The 15986-nt window shown below is 70.3% G+C and carries 15 protein-coding genes; 11 read left to right on the top strand and 4 right to left on the bottom strand.

Annotated features, from left to right (window positions below; genetic code table 11):
- Window positions 1–3 precede the first annotated feature (3 nt).
- The gene (locus tag ACZYSP_RS33485) at window positions 4–1446 is read left to right on the top strand and encodes an efflux transporter outer membrane subunit (protein ID WP_354336796.1); all 1443 of its coding nucleotides are present in this window, start codon (window positions 4–6) and stop codon (window positions 1444–1446) included.
- Window positions 1447–1461: 15 nt separating this feature from the next.
- Here ACZYSP_RS33485 and ACZYSP_RS33480 read toward each other — a convergent pair whose 3' ends face one another.
- Window positions 1462–1959, bottom strand: coding sequence for a hypothetical protein (locus ACZYSP_RS33480; protein ID WP_093079057.1), 498 nt, complete (start codon window positions 1957–1959; stop codon window positions 1462–1464).
- A 179-nt stretch (window positions 1960–2138) separates the two neighbouring features.
- Between ACZYSP_RS33480 and ACZYSP_RS33475 the strand changes: the two genes are divergently transcribed.
- The 10 genes from ACZYSP_RS33475 (at window position 2139) to ACZYSP_RS33430 (ending at window position 12599) form a co-directional block, all read left to right on the top strand.
- On the top strand, window positions 2139–3671 hold the full coding sequence (locus ACZYSP_RS33475) for a class I adenylate-forming enzyme family protein (RefSeq protein ID WP_093079059.1): 1533 nt from the start codon (window positions 2139–2141) through the stop codon (window positions 3669–3671).
- Between the two features lie 37 nt (window positions 3672–3708).
- On the top strand, window positions 3709–5169 hold the full coding sequence (locus ACZYSP_RS33470) for a sensor histidine kinase (protein ID WP_489018869.1): 1461 nt from the start codon (window positions 3709–3711) through the stop codon (window positions 5167–5169).
- Entirely contained in the window at window positions 5154–6518 is a 1365-nt protein-coding gene (locus ACZYSP_RS33465) for a sigma-54-dependent transcriptional regulator (protein WP_489018867.1), read from the top strand. Before ACZYSP_RS33470 ends, ACZYSP_RS33465 begins: the two co-directional genes overlap by 16 nt.
- Window positions 6519–6669: 151 nt before the next feature.
- Entirely contained in the window at window positions 6670–7467 is a 798-nt protein-coding gene (locus ACZYSP_RS33460) for a hypothetical protein (protein WP_354336792.1), read from the top strand.
- A 19-nt stretch (window positions 7468–7486) separates the two neighbouring features.
- A complete protein-coding gene (locus ACZYSP_RS33455; protein ID WP_093079063.1) occupies window positions 7487–8749 on the top strand; it encodes an MFS transporter in 1263 nt (420 codons plus the stop codon).
- The gene (locus ACZYSP_RS33450) at window positions 8746–9909 is read left to right on the top strand and encodes an SLC13 family permease (protein WP_354336789.1); all 1164 of its coding nucleotides are present in this window, start codon (window positions 8746–8748) and stop codon (window positions 9907–9909) included. Before ACZYSP_RS33455 ends, ACZYSP_RS33450 begins: the two co-directional genes overlap by 4 nt.
- Window positions 9910–9952: 43 nt before the next feature.
- Window positions 9953–10504, top strand: coding sequence for a hypothetical protein (locus ACZYSP_RS33445; RefSeq protein ID WP_489018864.1), 552 nt, complete (start codon window positions 9953–9955; stop codon window positions 10502–10504).
- Window positions 10505–10554: 50 nt separating this feature from the next.
- On the top strand, window positions 10555–11262 hold the full coding sequence (locus tag ACZYSP_RS33440; RefSeq protein ID WP_489018862.1) for a helix-turn-helix domain-containing protein: 708 nt from the start codon (window positions 10555–10557) through the stop codon (window positions 11260–11262).
- A gap of 84 nt (window positions 11263–11346) precedes the next feature.
- Window positions 11347–12195: a DMT family transporter gene (locus ACZYSP_RS33435; protein ID WP_489018860.1), complete on the top strand. Its 849-nt coding sequence runs from the start codon at window positions 11347–11349 to the stop codon at window positions 12193–12195.
- An 86-nt stretch (window positions 12196–12281) separates the two neighbouring features.
- Window positions 12282–12599 carry a hypothetical protein gene (locus ACZYSP_RS33430; protein WP_093057754.1) on the top strand — a complete coding sequence of 106 codons (318 nt, stop codon included), beginning with the start codon at window positions 12282–12284 and terminating at the stop codon, window positions 12597–12599.
- A gap of 22 nt (window positions 12600–12621) precedes the next feature.
- Here ACZYSP_RS33430 and ACZYSP_RS33425 read toward each other — a convergent pair whose 3' ends face one another.
- The 3 genes from ACZYSP_RS33425 to ACZYSP_RS33415 all read right to left on the bottom strand — a co-directional run bounded on the left by ACZYSP_RS33425 (window position 12622) and on the right by ACZYSP_RS33415 (window position 15944).
- Window positions 12622–13665 (bottom strand): NADP-dependent oxidoreductase, encoded by a 1044-nt coding sequence (locus ACZYSP_RS33425; protein ID WP_093057755.1) that lies wholly within the window; start codon window positions 13663–13665, stop codon window positions 12622–12624.
- A 109-nt stretch (window positions 13666–13774) separates the two neighbouring features.
- Entirely contained in the window at window positions 13775–15157 is a 1383-nt protein-coding gene (locus tag ACZYSP_RS33420; RefSeq protein ID WP_093057756.1) for a HAMP domain-containing sensor histidine kinase, read from the bottom strand.
- Window positions 15158–15248: 91 nt separating this feature from the next.
- Window positions 15249–15944 (bottom strand): response regulator transcription factor, encoded by a 696-nt coding sequence (locus tag ACZYSP_RS33415; RefSeq protein ID WP_176928901.1) that lies wholly within the window; start codon window positions 15942–15944, stop codon window positions 15249–15251.
- Between the last annotated feature and the right edge of the window lie 42 nt (window positions 15945–15986).

Here is a 15986-nt window from a genome sequence, read left to right as displayed (position 1 = left end):
GCCATGACCCGAATTCATTTCAGACTCTCCGCTCTCATCACGGCCGCGCTGCTGGCCGGCTGCGTCAACCTCGCGCCCGTGTACTCGCGGCCCGAAGCGCCGGTGCCCGCCACCTGGCCGGCCTCCACGGGTGCGAAGGAGGCCAAGGACGCAACCGCCTCCGCCACCACCGGCTGGCAGAGCTTCATCACCGACGACCGGCTGCGCCGCACCGTCGCGCTCGCGCTGGCCAACAACCGCGACCTGCGCGTGGCGGTGCAGAACATCGAGAAGGCGCGCGCGCAATACGGCGTGCAGCGCGCCGAACTGTTCCCCAGCATCGCGGCCACGGCGGGTGCCACCCGCGCGCGCACCTCGGCGGCAACAAGCAGCAGCGGCGAATCGTCCATCGGCTCGACATACAGCGCGTCGCTGGGCTTCAGCAGCTACGAGCTCGACCTGTTCGGCCGTGTGCGCAACCTCAACGAGGCGGCGTTGCAAAGCTACCTGTCGACCGAGGCCACGACCCGCAGCACGCAGATCAGCCTGGTGGCGGAAGTCGCCTCGGCCTGGCTCACGCTGGCCGCGGACAACGAACGGCTGAAGCTCGCGCAGGACACGCTGGCCAGCCAGCAGCGCACGTATGCGCTGACCGGCCGCATGCATGAACTGGGCGCCAGCTCGGCGCTGTCGCTGGCCCAGGCGCAGACGACCGTTGATTCGGCGCGTGTGGACGTGGCCAGCTACACCGCGCAGGTAGCGCTCGATCGCAACGCGCTGGACCTGCTGGCCGGCGCCACCGTGCCCGACGAGCTATTGCCGGCCGCAGGCATGGCCACGGCCAGCGCACTGGTCGACGTGCCCGCGGGGCTGCCTTCGACACTGCTGCAGCAGCGGCCCGATGTGCTGGCCGCCGAGCACACGCTGCAAGGCTCGAACGCCGACATCGGCGCGGCGCGCGCGGCCTTCTTCCCGACGATCTCGCTGACCGCGAGTTCAGGCTCGTCGAGCACGGCGCTGTCGGGCTTGTTCAAGGGCGGCAACAGCACCTGGAGCTTCGCACCGTCGGTCAGCCTGCCGATCTTCAACGCCGGCAGCAACCGCGCCAGCCTCGACTCGGCGAAGGCGCAGCGCGAGATCGACCTCGCCACCTACGAGAAGACGGTGCAGACCGCGTTCAAGGAAGTGGCCGATGCGCTGGCCACGCGCGGCTCGATCGGCGAGCAGATTGCGGCGCAGCAATCGCTGGTCGATGCCACGCAGAAGAGCTACACGCTGTCGAACGCGCTCTACCGCAGCGGCAGCTACAGCTTTCTCGAAGTGCTGGACGCGCAGCGCTCGCTTTACACGGCGCAGCAGACGCTGATCGGCCTGCGGCTGTCGGAGCAGAGCAACCGCATCACGCTCTACAAGGTGATGGGCGGCGGGGACACGGTGCGGGCCGAAACCACGGCGTCGGCACGCTGATCGACCCGGAGTCTTTCAGCCGCGCGTGGCGTTCTCTTTCATCTTCGCCAGCGCGATGGCGATGGCCGCGCCGCCCAGCGTCTTGATCAGCCCCGAGTGCTGCGCGTAGAACTGGCTCACCTCGTCGATGACGCCGGCATGCTGCTGCTCGGCGTGCGTGGCGATCTCGGTCACCTGCGCGGGCGACAGCTGCGAGGCCTGGTCGGGCGTGACCTGCGTCTGCCCCGGCTGCAGCACGCGCCCGAGCACGCCGCCGGCCAGCGCCGAGGCGGCGGCCGGGCCCAGCGTGGCCAGGATCTGGTTGAGCACACCAGCCTGCTGCGTGGGCGACGACTGTCCGAACAGCTTGCCGACCGTGTCGCCGAAAGGCGGCGTCTGGTCCGAGCGCATGGCCGCGGCGAGCCCCGCGCCAAGTTCGCCGGGCGAGGCGTGCTGCGCGACCTGATCGATATGGGCCTCGGGGTTGTTGCTGTTGTTGCCGATGGCCTGCTGGAGGATGTCGAGTAATCCCATGGTGAGCTCCTTGGTGGTCGGGCATCGTGGCCCCGCCTTCCTGATCGGCAACTGACGGCGCTGTGTCCTGCACCGGCAGGCGTCGCCCAGGCGCTGGCCACGCGCGACAGGTCCGCTATCCTGCCGGCTGGCCAAGATGAAGGACTGACTCTCCCATGCACCCCGCTGTTCAAGCCTCTATGGAACGCAGTTTCGGCGCCATTGCCGATCTGGTTCGCCTCCACGCACAACACACCCCCGATCACGCCGCGCTGGCGGATGCCACGCGCACGCTGGACTACCGCGCGCTCGACGCGCTGATGGACCGCGTCGCGGCCAGCCTGCAGCGCGACGGGCTCAAGGCGGGCGACGCCATTGCGATCTGCGCCTCGTCGTCGGTGAACTACGCGGCCGTGTTCCTGGGTGCGCTGCGCGCGGGCGTCGCGGTGGCCCCGCTGGCGCCCGGCTCCACGCCCGCCAGCCTGGCCCGAATGATCGAGGACGCCGACGCGCGCATCCTGTTCAGTGACGCATCGGCAGCCGACGTGATCGGCCCCGCGAAGGAAGGCGGCATTCCGCGCGTGGCACTGGACGGCTCGCAGGTCGGCCGCGACATCGAAGGCTGGCTGGCGCCGGCCGGTTCGCAGCCCGAGGCCGTCGAGGTGCAGCCCGCGTGGGCCTTCAACATCATCTATTCGTCGGGCACCACCGGCGAGCCCAAGGGCATCGTGCAGGGCCACGGCATGCGCTGGTCCCACGTGCAGCGCGGCGCCAGGTACGAATACAGCACCGACACCGTCACGCTGCTGTCGACGCCGCTCTACTCCAACACCACGCTGGTGGTGTTCTTCCCCACGCTGGCTTTCGGCGGCTGCGTGGTGCTGATGCCCAAGTTCGACGCGCTCGGCTATCTGCAGCTGGCCGAGAAGCGCCGCGTGACGCACACCATGCTCGTGCCGGTGCAGTACCAGCGGCTGATGGCGCACCCGCGCTTCGACGAGCACGACCTGTCTTCCTACAAGTTCAAGTTCAGCACCAGCGCGCCCTTCAACGCCGCGCTCAAGGCCGACGTGCTCAAGCGCTGGCCCGGCGGGCTGATCGAGTTCTACGGGATGACCGAGGGCGGCGGCACCTGCATCCTGGAAGCGCACCTGCACCCGACCAAGCTGCACACGGTGGGCCAGCCCGCCGAGGGCAGCGACATCCGCCTGATCGACGAGGAAGGCAACGAGCTGCCGCGCAACAACACCGAGGTGGCCGGCGAGGTGGTGGGCCACTCGGGCGGCATGATGACCGGCTACCACCGCCAGCCCGAGAAGACGCGCGAGGCCGAGTGGTTCGACGCCACCGGCAAGCGCTTCATCCGCACCGGCGACGTGGGCCGCTTCGACGCCGACGGCTTCCTCACGCTGTTCGACCGCAAGAAGGACATGATCATCAGCGGCGGCTTCAACATCTACCCGAGCGACCTCGAGGCCGTGCTGCGCGGCCATGCGGCGGTGGCCGATGTGGCCGTGGTCGGCGTACCGTCGGAGCAATGGGGCGAGACGCCGGTGGCCTTCGTGGTGCGCCGCGAGGGCGACGCCACGAGCGAAGACGCGCTGCTGCAATGGACCAACGCCCAGCTCGGCAAGACACAGCGCCTGGCGCGGCTGAGCTTCATCGACGAGCTGCCGCGCAGTGCGATCGGCAAGGTGCTCAAGCGCGAACTGCGTGAACGTGACCACGGCTGATGCGCAGCAGCCCGAAGGCGGAGCAGGATCGCGCCAGATGAAATCCCTGCGCGCTCAGTTGCTGTTCTTCTGGGTGCTGTTGTTCGGCATGTGCGCCGCGCTGGCCGTGGTGATGCTGACGCTGTACCGCAGCAGTGCGGGGGCGCAGGTGGCGGCGGGGCGCACGGCCACCGAGCAGTCGTGCCGGGCCATCGCCGCGCGCTATGCCAGGTCGGCCACCGCGCCCGCCCCCGCACAACCCCAGGTCGACCTGCTGCAAGTGCTGCTGCAGCTGGTGCTGGTCGAGGCGCCGCACGTCGAAGGCGGCGTGTGGCAGGCCAGCGGCGGCCAACTGGCCTACGCCTACCCCACCTACGAAGGCAGCGGCGTGAAGCGCGACGTGCCTGCCGCCGAGCAGCCGCTGATCGCCGAAATGGCGCAGCTTGCGGCCCGCACGCAACAGCCGCAGACCGACGTGGTGCGCGGCAGCCGCGAGGCGCTGATCGTCGCGGCCTGTCCGCTGGCGGCGCCGGGCAACGACCTGGCGGCCTGGACCATGACCCGCACCAACGGCGGTGCGCTGGCTGCGCAGGACAGCCTGCGCACCGGGCTGGGCGTGTTGCTGCTGCTGGTACTGGCTTCGGGCCTGTGGCTGGGCTTCATCCTGCTGCGCGGACTGCGCCACGTGCAACGCCTGGAAAACCGGCTGGCGCAGGCCGATGCCGACGGCGGTGCCATGCCGGAGCTGCCTCGCACCGGCGTGCGCGAGCTCGACCGCATCGTCGACGGCTTCAACCACTACCGCCAGCGCTTCGAGGAGGCCCGCGCCCACCTGCGCGCGGCCGCCCAGCAGCGCAGCCGCGACCAGCGCCTGGCCGCGCTGGGCCGCATGACGGGCGGCATCGCGCACGAGATCCGCAACCCCATCGCCACCATGCGGCTGAAGGCCGAGAACGCGCTGGCCGCCACGCCCGAGAAGCAGGGCGAGGCACTGCGCGTGATCGTCGGGCAGATCGACCGGCTCGACGGGCTGGTGCAGAGCCTTCTTGCGCTCGTGCAGCCGGTGACGCTGGCACCGGTAAAAGTGGAGCTGCACCGCTGGCTCGACGAGCGTGTGGCCGCCGTGGCGCCGAAGGCCGATGCCGCCGGCGTGCAGGTCACGCTGCAGCACGACACGCCCGCCAGCGCCGTGTTCGACCCGGTGCACCTGGCGCGCGCGATCGACAACCTGCTCGACAACGCGGTGCGCCATGCGCCGCGCGGCGGCCACGTCGTGCTCTCGGCCCTGCCGCCCGAAGCGCACACGCTGGCCATCCGCGTGGACGACGACGGCCCCGGCGTGCCCGAATCGCTGCAAGCCAGCCTGTTCGAGCCCTTCGCCACCGGCCGCGCCGACGGCACCGGGCTGGGCCTGGCGCTGGCGCGCGAAGTGGCGCTGGCGCACGGCGGTGACTTGCATCACATGCCGCTGACACCGGGCACCCGCTTCGAACTGGAACTTCCATGGCGCACCTCCTGATCGTCGACGACGACGACGCGTTTCGCGACACGCTGGCCGAAACGCTTCAGGGCCTGGGCCACGAGACGGTCGCCGTCGCCGGCGGCAACGAGGCCATCGAGACGCTGTCGCGCGAGCGCTTCGACGCCGTGTTCCTCGACCACCGCATGCCCGGCATGGATGGCCTGCAGACGCTTGCGGCCCTGCAGGCGCGCATGGCGCGGCTGCCGCCGGTGATCGTGCTCACCGCGTTCTCGAGCGCGGGCAACACCATCGAGGCGATGCGGCTGGGTGCCTTCGACCACCTGGCCAAGCCGATCAGCCGCGAGGCGGTGCGCGAGGTGCTGGAACGCGCGCTTCAGCGGCACACGGCAGCCTCGCCGTCCGCCAGCAACACCGGGGACGACGACGACACCGACCTGATCGGCCCGAGCCAGGCGATGCGCGAGGTGCACAAGCGCATCGGCCTGGCCGCCGCCAACGCGATGCCGGTGCTGGTGCTCGGCGAGACGGGCACCGGCAAGGAAATGGTGGCGCGCGCCCTGCACCGCTACTCGGCCCGCGCCGAACGCCCTTTCGTGGCCGTCAACTGCTCGGCCATTCCGAAGGAGCTGCTCGAGAGCGAGCTCTTCGGCCACGTGCGCGGCGCCTTCACCGGTGCCACCGGCGAGCGGCCCGGGTGCTTTCGCGCGGCCGACGGCGGCGTGCTGCTGCTCGACGAGATCGGCGACATGGCGCTGGACGTGCAGGCCAAGATATTGCGCGCGCTGCAGGAGGGCGAGGTCACGCCTCTGGGCAGCCACAAGACGGTGAAGGTCGACGTGCGCGTGGTCGCTGCCACGCACCGCGACCTGGCCGCCGCCGTGCGCGAAGGACGCTTCCGGGAAGACCTGCTGTACCGGCTCGACGTGCTGTCGATCCGCATGCCGCCGCTGCGCGAGCGGCTGGCGGACATCATTCCGCTGGCGGAGCACTTCCTGCGCCGCGCCGCCTTGCAGGGTGCGCCCGATGCCGTGCCCAAGGCGCTGTCGGCCGAGGCGGCGCAGCGGCTGCTGAGCCACCCGTGGCCGGGCAACGTGCGGGAGCTGCGCAACGTGATGGAGCGCTGCCATGCGCTGGTGCGGCACCGCGTGATCGGCGGCGCGGACCTGGACCTCGCGCTCGGTGCCGCAGCTCCCGGCGAAGCCCCCGCCACGCTGCCCGCCGACTGGCTCGAGGGCGAACTGCCAGCCGCCGTCGAGAAGCTCGAGCGCCTGCTGATCGCCCACGCGCTCGCGCAGACGCAGGGCAACCGCGCCGAAACGGCACGCCGGCTGGGCATTCACCGGCAACTGCTGTATCGCAAGCTGGCGCAGTACGGGCTCGAATGAGCCGCAGGTGTCCGCAAACCGGACACCCGGTGTCTCCGGATCATGCGGACGCCGGCTGCCGGACACGCGCAAGTCGTTGATTTAAAAGGATTCATGCGCTGGCACGTTGTGTGAGATGTCCTTGGGCATCCATCCACACAAGGAGCTGACCATGACACCCCGCATCACCTTCATCGCCGCCGCCTGCCTGCTGGCCGGCAGCGCCGCCTTCGCCCAGATGCCGCCCCCACCACCGGGCGGACCGATCCCCCCGCAGCGGCCCGGCGCCACCGCGCCACTGCCACACGCCGTGCCGACAGCGGGCACGGTCGCCAGCGGCCGCGTGCAGCAATGGCTGCTCAACCCGAACGGCGAGGCCGACGGGCTGCTGCTGGCCGACGGCACGCAGGTCGCCTTTCCGCCGCACCTCTCGGCCGCCGTAATGCAGGTACTCAGGCCCGGCGATACGGTGCAGGTCAGCGGCTGGCGCGCGCCCGGCGTGCCGGTGGTGCGCATGCAGTCGCTCGCCGCCAACGGCCGCAGCGTGACCGACGAGCCGCCGGTGCCCGGCATGGCCCCGCCGCCGCGCGAACCGGGCGCGCTCGTTGCCCTGTCGGCGGGCGGGCGCATCGATCGCCTGCTGTACACCGACCGTGGCGACGTGCACGGCGTGCTTCTCGCGGACAAGACCACCGTGCGCTTTCCGCCGCACATCGGCGCGATGTACGGCGCGCAACTGCAGCCCGGCGCCCAGTTCCATGCGCGCGGCTGGGGCACGCGCGGCGCACAGGGCACGGCGTTGGAGGCCACCAGCATGGGTCCGACCGCGGACACGGTGCGCGAGGTGTTCGGCGGCCCGGGGCTGGTGCCTGCGCACCGAGGCCCCGGCGGTCCCCGTGGTCCGAGGGGCGCCAGCCCCGCGCCATACGCGCCGCTGATGGCGCCACCGGCCCCGATGCCGGCATCCTGATCTTCCAGTCCAGCCTGCCATGACCTCCTCCGCCGCACCTTCGCGCCGCAGCCTGCGCGCACTCGACGCACTGGCCTTCTTCGCGCCCGACATCCAGGGCGGCGTCGGCCCGTTCCTGATCGTCTTCATGGCCGGCACGCTGGCCTGGGACCCGCAGCGCATCGGCACCGTGATGTTCGTCTCGGCGCTGGTCGGGCTGCTGGTGCAGGCGCCGGCCGGTGCGCTGATCGACAGCGCGCGGCACAAGCCGCGCTGGATCGCGGGCGCCATTTCGCTCATCGCGGTGTGCCTGGTGGTCATGGCGAACTGGCCGGGCTACGGCGTGATCCTGGCGGGCCAGTCGCTCATCGGCGCTGCGGGCACGCTGGTGGCGCCGGCCATCGCGGCTGTCAGCCTGGGCATGGTGGGCCGCGCCGGGCTGGATGCGCGCGTCGGCCGCAACGCCGCGATCACAGCGGCCGGCACGGTGCTGTGGGCGCTGGGCACGGGCTGGGTGGGCCACGCGTTCGGGCCGCATGCCATGTTCTTCTACGCGGTGGCGATGGCGCTGCCGACCATCGCGGCGGCCATGCTGATCCGCAAGCGCGACGTCGATCCACGGCTGGCGCGCGGCGCCGATGCCGATCACGAGGAGGCCGACGCACCGCGTTCCACCGCACGCTGGTACGACCGCCGCTTCATCGTGCTGCTGGTCTGCGCCTTCCTGTTCCACCTGGCCAACGCCGCCATGCTCACGCTGGTGGCGCAGAAGGTCGGCACGCAGGCCGGCACCTCGGCCACGCTGTGGCTGTCGGGAGGCGTGATCGTCACGCAGCTGGTCACCATTCCGATTGCCCTGGCGGTCGGACGCTGGGCGCCGCGGCTGGCGCGCAAACCCATCTTCCTGGCCGGCTTCGCGGTGCTGCCGGTGCGCGGGCTGCTGTACCTGCTGGCCGACAGCCCGGCCGCGCTGCTGTCGCTGCAGGTGCTGGACGGCATCGGCGCGGGCATCTTCGGCGTGATGCTGACCCTGATGATCGGCGACATCACGCGCGGCAGCGGGCACTTCAACTTCGCGCTGGGCATCGGCGCGGCCTGCGTGGGGCTTGGCGCGGCGCTCAGCAACCTGGTGGCGGGCACGGTCGCGCACCTGGCCGGCTATGGCACGGCCTTCGTGATGCTGGCGGGCATCGCGGCCGCTGCGCTGACGCTGTTTGCGCTCGCAATGCCGGAAACTCGCGACCGGCGCCGTTCGATGGCGAACGCGCCGGCCGCCTCCGCACTGACCACCGCCGCTCCATGACCAAAGACACCGTGCCGACCCTGGCATCTTCCTCCTCGTCCGCCGCTTCCGGGGCCGACGCTCCCGCAACCCACGAAGGCGGCGGAAACGGCCTGCTCTGGGTGCTGGTGGCGGTGGCGGTGCTGTTCGCCTTCGTGCGCCCGCGCGCGCCGATGGACTGGCTCAAGCTGATCGACTGGCAGACTGTGGGGGCCCTGGCCGGGCTGCTCGCCATCACGCAGGGCGTGGAAAAGAGCGGCATGCTGCAGTCGGCCGCCCAGCGGCTGCTGGCGCGCACCACCAATCTGCGCCAACTGGCGCTGCTGCTCACCGCCACGGCCGCCGTGCTGTCGGCACTGGTCACCAACGACGTGAGCCTGTTCCTGCTGGTACCTCTCACGCGCGTGCTGGCCACGCAGGCGCACCTGCCGCTGGCGCGGCTGGTGGTGCTCCAGGCCCTGGCGGTGAACGCGGGCTCCGCGCTCACGCCCATCGGCAACCCGCAGAACCTGTATCTGTGGCACCGCACCGGCGAAAGCTTCGGCGGCTTCATGCTGATGATGGCGCCCACCGTGCTGGTCATGCTGTTCTGGCTGTTCGTGGCCGTGTGGCTGCTGGTGCCGCGCACGGCCATCGCGCTCAAGCCGGCGGCCGAGGCCTCACCGGTGCAGCCGAGGCTGCTGGCGCTGTCGGGCGTGCTGTTCGTGGGCTTCGTCGTCGCGCTCGACCGGCATTGGCTGCTGGCTGGCCTGGCGGCGGTGTTCATCGCCTACCTGCTGTTCCAGCGCCGCGTGCTGCTGGGCGTCGACTGGGCGCTGCTGGCGATCATCGCGCTGATGTTCGTCGACCTGCGACAGCTGGCCGAACTGCCGGCCGTGGCTTCGCTGATGGGCCAGTGGCCAATTGCCGAGGGCTGGCGTGCGTATCTTGCAGCCATCGCCACCTCTCAGTTCATCAGCAACGTGCCGGCCACCATCCTGCTGGACCGCTACGTGCACGACCTGCCCGCGCTGGCGGCGGGCGTGAGCGTGGGCGGCTTCGGCTGCGTGCTGGGCTCGCTGGCCAATCTCATCGCGCTGCGGCTGGCCAAGGTGCCGCACGGGTTGCGCGAGTTCCATCGCATCGGCATTCCCTTCCTGATCGTGTGCGCGGCATCGGCGGTGCTGCTGCGGCTCGGTTGATCGCGTTTTCCGTTTCACAACCACACTCGAAAAAGGACATTCCATGCCACATCCTCACGACACCCTCGACGTCTGGTCGGTCGAAGGCCGTTTCCAGCACCTGGTCTACAGCCCCAAGGGCCACATCGAAGGCGTGCTGATCGACACCGACGGCGTGCCCACGCAGTTCGTGTTCGATCGCCACGACGAATGCGCCGCGCCCACGTTTGCCGGCCTGCAGGCCGGCCAGGCGCTGGTGATCGAGGGCATCGAACAAGACCCTTCGCCCAAAGGCGAAACCGAACACACGGTCTACCGCTTCGAGCGGCTGGCCTCGGTCGACGGCAAGGCGCCGCGGCAGGTGGACGCCGGTGAACGCGTCGATGGCACGGTAGTCCGCTTCAACTACGCGCGCCACGGACAGGCCAACGGCGTGGTGCTGGACACCGGCGACTTCGTCCACACAAAGCCCGACGGCCTCGCGCGGCTGGCGCTGAAGGTCGGCGACAAGGTGCGGGCCGAGGGCCGCTCACAGCCGCTGGCGACGGGCCAGGGGCGCGTGGTCGAAGCGGTGCGGGTCAACGGGCAGGCGCTGCAGGACGTCGACGGAAGCTGATGCTTCCTGTGGCATTGCCGGGGCGCTGCGCGGACAATCCATGACAGCCCATGCCTGTCCTCGGTTCCTCCCCGTCGCCCCACCATGAACTCGCCCTGCGCGACTACGGCCACTCGCATGGCAGCCATGCGCACGACCACTTCCAGGTGCTGATCGGCCTCGACGGCGTGCTGGAGATCGAAGTGGAAGGCCGGGGCGCCGGCATCGGCGTGGGCGAGGCGCAGGTGGTCGCCCCGGGCGACCGGCACGACTTCAGCGCGCGCAAGCACGGCAGCCTGTGCCTGGTGCTCGACACCACGCAACCGGCATGGGCCCGCTGCGCCGAGCGCGCACCGCCCGACGCGCCGCAACTGCACGCGCTGGCGCGCTACCTGGCGCAATGCATGAAGCAGCCGCAGGCCTCGGCCCTGGCCTTGCAGCACGGCCCCGCGCTGTTGCTGGAGGCCTGGAGCCCGGCGCCGGCATCTGCCGATTCGCGCCGACGTCGTATCGACTGGCCCCTGCTCGCCGACTGGGCCCGGGCCCGCTGGCACGAGCCGTTGAGCGTGGCCGACCTGGCCGATGTCGCCTGCCTGAGCCCGAGCCAGTTCGCGCAGCGCTGCCGCGACGAGCAGGGCGTGAGCGCGATGCACTGGCTGCGCTCGCTGCGGCTGGCGCATGCGCGTGAGCTGCGGCTGGGCGGCATGAGCGTGGCTGAGGCGGCACGCCGCACGGGCTACCGGTCGCCATCGGCGCTGACAGCCGCACTGCGCCGCTGACTGCGCCTTCCCCGGCGCAAGACCGTCGTTGCGCGACGACGGACCGTCATTGCGCGACGACCGCGTCGCTTAGGCTTGCCGCCCATGTCGTCCACCGTCTACGCCCTGCTGGCCATCGCGCTCTGGGCCACGCTCGCCTCGCTCGGCACTGCGCTGTCGCATCTGTCGCCTTTTCTCCTGACCGGCCTTGCGCTGATCGTCGGCAGCGTGCCGAGCTGGCCGCTGGTGCTGCGCGACCGCTCGGCCTGGCGGGTGCCGCCGCGCACGCTGGCGCTGGGCATCTACGGGCTGTTCGGCTTTCACTTCCTGCTGTTCATCGCGCTGCGGCATGCGCCGCCGGTCGAAGCCAACCTCGTCAACTACCTGTGGCCGCTGCTGATGGTGGTGCTGGCGCCGGTGCTGCTGCCGGGCATGTCGCTGCGGCCGCTGCACGTGGTGGCTGCCCTGCTGGGGTTCGCGGGCGCAGCGATCGCGATCCTCGGCGCGCGCAGCGGCGGCGCGGCGGCAACGGGGGCGCAGGAGTACTGGGGCTTCGTGCCGGCGCTGGGCTCGGCCTTCGTCTGGGCGAGCTATTCGCTCTGGACGAAGCGCGTGGCGGCCTTCCCGACCTCGGCGATCGGCCTGTTCGGGCTGGTCTCGGGTGTGCTCTCGCTGGCCTGCCACGCCGTGCTCGAGCCCTCGGTGGCGCTGTCGGGCCGGGACTGGCTGCTGCTCGTGCTCTGCGGCCTCGGCCCGCTGGGCGCGGCTTTCTTCGTGTGGGACATCGCGCTCAAGCGCGGCGACGCGCGGCAGATCGGCATCCTGAGCTACCTCACGCCGCTGGGCTCGACCGCGCTGCTGCTGCTCGTCACCGGCCGGCCGCTCACCTGGACCATCGCCGTGGCGGCCTGGCTCATCGTCTCGGCGGCGGTCATGGGCACGCGCGCGCGCTGACTTGCGCAGAATCAGGCTGTATCCGACGGCTCGGCGTCTTCTTTTCTGGCTAGAGTGGAGGCTCAGGAATAAAGGAGCCAACCCACATGGACGACAAGAACAGGGATTTCGAGATCACGCCCAAGCTGGTGTTCGACCTGAACCTGGCGCTGTACCTCGACCTGGTGGCCGCGCTGGAGGGCGCGGGCGCCGTCACCTACCGCCAGATGGCGGCCCGGGTGCTCAACATCAGCATGGACGCGCGCGGCGACGGCGACACCGGCCTGTCGACAGTGCTTGAAGGCATCGCCAGGGGTTTTGCAGGCCATGGCGACGGCATGTCGATCGAACTGCTGAAGGCCGCGAGGGGCCTTCGCGAAGACGAGGCGATGGGCGACATTCCCATGCGGCCCGACGAAAGCTGAAGAAGCGCCTTTTGCTTCTTTTTCAGGCTTGCGCCACCTGCAGCACCAGCTTGCCGAAGTTTTCTCCGGCAAAGAGCTTGTTGAGCGACTCGGGGAAGGTGTCCAGGCCCTTCACGATGTCTTCCTTGCTCTTCATGCGCCCGTCTTTCAGGTAGCCGGCCATCTCGGCGATGGCGATGTGATAGCGGTCGGCGTAGTCGAACACCACGATGCCTTCCATGCGCGCGCGGTTCACCAGCAGGCTCAGGTAGTTCTTGGGGCCGGCCGCGGGCATGCTGTTGGCGTTGTTGTACTGGCTGATGGCGCCGCAGATGATGATGCGGGCCTTGCGCGCGAGCCGCGCCAGCACCATGTCGAGGATCTCGCCGCCGACGTTGTCGAAGTAGATGTCCACGCCCTTCGGGCAGTGGGTCTTGAGGCCTTCGCGCACCGCGCCTGCGCCGGCCTTGTAGTCGATGCAGGCGTCGAAGCCCAGCTCCTTCACCACCCAGTCGCACTTGGCGGCGCCGCCGGCGATGCCGACCACGCGGCAGCCCTTGATCTTGGCCAGCTGGCCCACGGTCTGGCCCACGGCGCCGGCCGCGCCGGAAACCACCACCGTCTCGCCGGCCTTGGGCATGCCCACGTCCATCAGGCCGAAGTAGCCGGTCATGCCGGGCATGCCCAGCACGTTGAGCCACTGGGTGATGGTGCCCACGCGCAGGTCGATCTTGACCAGGCCGTTGCGCTTGACCTGGTCCTCGGGGATCAGGATGTATTCCTGCACGCCCAGCGTGCCGTATACGGTGTCGCCCACCGCGAACTGCGGGTTCTTGGAGGCAATGACGCGGCCGACGCCGCCGGCGCGCATCACTTCGTCGATGCCCACGGGCGGGATGTAGCTCTTGGCGTCGTTGAGCCAGCCGCGCATGGCGGGGTCGAGCGACAGCGACAGCGTCTTGACCAGCACGCCGCCCTCGGCCGGCTCGCCGACGGGCTCGGTGGTGAATTTCCAGTTTTCGCGGGTGGCCGTGCCCTCGGGGCGTTTGGCGAGGCGAACCTGGTGGTTGGTGAGTGAGCTGCTCATGGTGTCTCCTTGACCTTGAATGCCGGACGCTGGCACGGAGGCGCATCGTAGCCGTGGCCTGCGGGCGGGCTGGTAGCGCAGGTGACAGCGCCCGCCGGGCCGCCTTGCCTCAGGCCAGCCTGACGATGATCTGCAGCCCCGGCCCGGCGTTGCGCACCGTCAGCTCGCCGCCGTGCGCCTCGGCGATCAGCCGGCACAGGTACATGCCGAGGCCGACGCCGCCGGTGGCGCGCGCCCGTGCGCCGTCGGTGCGGTAGAAGGGCTCGGTCAGCCGTTCGAGCTGTTCGTCGTCCACGCCAGGGCCGTGGTCGCGCACCTCGATCTCGATGCCCTGCTTCCTGCCGTCGAGCACCGCGCGCAGCGACACGCACGGCGGCCGCGGCGCGTCGGCGCTGTAGCGCAGGGCGTTGTCCAGCAGGTTGCGCACCAGCAGGCGGATGCGCATGCGGTCGACGGCATGGGGCGGCAGGCCTTCGGCCAGGTCGAGGTGCACGTTCTGCGCACCGGGCATCTCGGCCACGATCTCGCGGATCAGCGCCGCAAGGTCGACCGGTTCGCGCTGCAGCGCCACGTGCGGGCTCGCGAGGCGTTCGCTTTCGAGCAGGTCGCTGATGAGGTCGCGCATCTCGTTGAGGTCGCGCAGCAGCGCCTCGCGCTCGGCCTGGCCTTCGGGCGTGATCGGCAGCAGCTCGGCATTGAGCCGGGCACGCGTGAGCGGCGAGCGCAGTTCGTGGCTCAGGGCGAGCAGCAGACCGCGCTTGGCGTCGAGCATGGCCTGGATGTCGTCGGCCATGGTGTTGATGCGTTCGGCAAGGTCGCCGAGGTCGTCGTTGCGGCGCACCGGAATGGGCTGCGTGAACTCGCCACGGCCGAAGCGCTGCGCGCCTTCGCGAATGTCGATCAACGGCCGCAGCAACCGGCTCACGTAGGCATAGCCCAGCAGCACGCACGACAGCAGCACGCCGAGCGTGGCCCAGCCGGTGGCACGCGGCGCCAGTTGCCAGAGCTTGGGCGCCCAGCCGAAGATCACGCGGTGGCCGTCTGCAGTGGGGCGGATGAACCACTTGTCGCCGCCGAACACGTCTTCGCGGTCGTGCATCCAGCCACCGGGGCTGTTCGCGCCGCCAGGGTTGGAATCCCAGTTGACCTTGGGGCCGACGATGCGGATGGTGATGGGCAGCCGGGCCACCAGCGCCTGTGCGCGCGCCACGTCAGGCGGCGTGCCGATCTCCGAGACCAGGCGGTCGGCGTAGTCGGTCAGCATCGGCTTGGCGGCTTCGGCCCAGCCGGTGGAAAAGGCCTTCTTCATGCCGCCCATGAACACCGCCGCCATCACCATGGCCAGCACCACGAACATCAGCACCAGCCGCACACGCAGCGAGCGGCGCCAGCGGCGTTTGCCCTGCACCTTCTCGTTCCAGCGCGCATGCCACTTCGCATGCCAGTCCTCGCGCGATTGCTCGTCGCGGCACTCCTCGCCGCGCCACCTCATCCTGCGGGATTCCCGACGGCCGAGACTCATTGAAATACCTTCGCGCTTCGCGCTGCGGTGCGAGCTTGCTTGGGGCGGCCCGGCGCTGCGCTCATGCAGGCTCGCTGCGTGCCACGGCAAGCGCATAGCCGGCGTTGCGCAGCGTCTTGATGCAGTCCAGCGGCTCGAGCTTCTTGCGCAGGCGGCTCACCACGATGTCGACCGCGCGGGTGTAGAGCTCGGCCTCGTGACCGCGCAGGCGGTTGAGGATGTCGTCGCGGCTGAACACCTTGCCGGGTTCGGCGGCCAGCAGCGCCAGCAGTTCGAACTCGGTGCCCGTGAGCTCCACGCGCTCGCCATGGCGCAGCACCTGGCGCCGGTCGAGGTCGATCGACAGGCCGTCGAACACGCGGTGCTGCGTGCCGTTGATCACCGCCTGCGGCACGCTGCGCTGGCGGCGCAGGATGGTCTGCACGCGCGCCACCAGCTCGCGCGGCTCGAAGGGCTTGGGCACGTAGTCGTCGGCGCCGAGTTCGAGGCCGACCACGCGGTCCATCACTTCGCCGCGGGCAGTGAGCATGACGATGGGAATGTCGCTTTCCTTGCGGATCTCGCGGCACAGCGCGAAGCCGTCCATCTCGGGCAGCATGACGTCGAGGATGGCCGCGTCGTAGGTGCCGGCGCGCAGCTTGGCGAGGCCTTCGCTCGGGCGCACGGCGCTCTCGAGCGTGCAGCCGAAGCGTGCGAAGTAGGTGGTCAGCGGCGCGGCGAGGTGTTCGTCGTCGTCGATCAGCAGGATGCGCGGCATGGCGGGATTGTGCCTCCTGGCAAGGAAATGGCGGATGACCTC

It is taken from the genome of Variovorax sp. F042 (assembly GCF_057814215.1).
The sequence above is the reverse complement of the archived record's forward strand: the minus strand, read 5'-3'. Positions and strand labels throughout refer to the sequence as shown.

What these genes read in the sequence shown, in the direction of transcription:
- ACZYSP_RS33485 (WP_354336796.1), top strand. Translation starts at nt 4, where the DNA reads ATGACCCGAATTCATTTCAGACTCTCCGCTCTCATCACGGCCGCGCTG.
- ACZYSP_RS33480 (WP_093079057.1), bottom strand. Translation starts at nt 1,959, where the DNA reads ATGGGATTACTCGACATCCTCCAGCAGGCCATCGGCAACAACAGCAAC.
- ACZYSP_RS33475 (WP_093079059.1), top strand. Translation starts at nt 2,139, where the DNA reads ATGGAACGCAGTTTCGGCGCCATTGCCGATCTGGTTCGCCTCCACGCA.
- ACZYSP_RS33470 (WP_489018869.1), top strand. Translation starts at nt 3,709, where the DNA reads ATGAAATCCCTGCGCGCTCAGTTGCTGTTCTTCTGGGTGCTGTTGTTC.
- ACZYSP_RS33465 (WP_489018867.1), top strand. Translation starts at nt 5,154, where the DNA reads ATGGCGCACCTCCTGATCGTCGACGACGACGACGCGTTTCGCGACACG.
- ACZYSP_RS33460 (WP_354336792.1), top strand. Translation starts at nt 6,670, where the DNA reads ATGACACCCCGCATCACCTTCATCGCCGCCGCCTGCCTGCTGGCCGGC.
- ACZYSP_RS33455 (WP_093079063.1), top strand. Translation starts at nt 7,487, where the DNA reads ATGACCTCCTCCGCCGCACCTTCGCGCCGCAGCCTGCGCGCACTCGAC.
- ACZYSP_RS33450 (WP_354336789.1), top strand. Translation starts at nt 8,746, where the DNA reads ATGACCAAAGACACCGTGCCGACCCTGGCATCTTCCTCCTCGTCCGCC.
- ACZYSP_RS33445 (WP_489018864.1), top strand. Translation starts at nt 9,953, where the DNA reads ATGCCACATCCTCACGACACCCTCGACGTCTGGTCGGTCGAAGGCCGT.
- ACZYSP_RS33440 (WP_489018862.1), top strand. Translation starts at nt 10,555, where the DNA reads ATGCCTGTCCTCGGTTCCTCCCCGTCGCCCCACCATGAACTCGCCCTG.
- ACZYSP_RS33435 (WP_489018860.1), top strand. Translation starts at nt 11,347, where the DNA reads ATGTCGTCCACCGTCTACGCCCTGCTGGCCATCGCGCTCTGGGCCACG.
- ACZYSP_RS33430 (WP_093057754.1), top strand. Translation starts at nt 12,282, where the DNA reads ATGGACGACAAGAACAGGGATTTCGAGATCACGCCCAAGCTGGTGTTC.
- ACZYSP_RS33425 (WP_093057755.1), bottom strand. Translation starts at nt 13,665, where the DNA reads ATGAGCAGCTCACTCACCAACCACCAGGTTCGCCTCGCCAAACGCCCC.
- ACZYSP_RS33420 (WP_093057756.1), bottom strand. Translation starts at nt 15,157, where the DNA reads ATGAGGTGGCGCGGCGAGGAGTGCCGCGACGAGCAATCGCGCGAGGAC.
- ACZYSP_RS33415 (WP_176928901.1), bottom strand. Translation starts at nt 15,944, where the DNA reads ATGCCGCGCATCCTGCTGATCGACGACGACGAACACCTCGCCGCGCCG.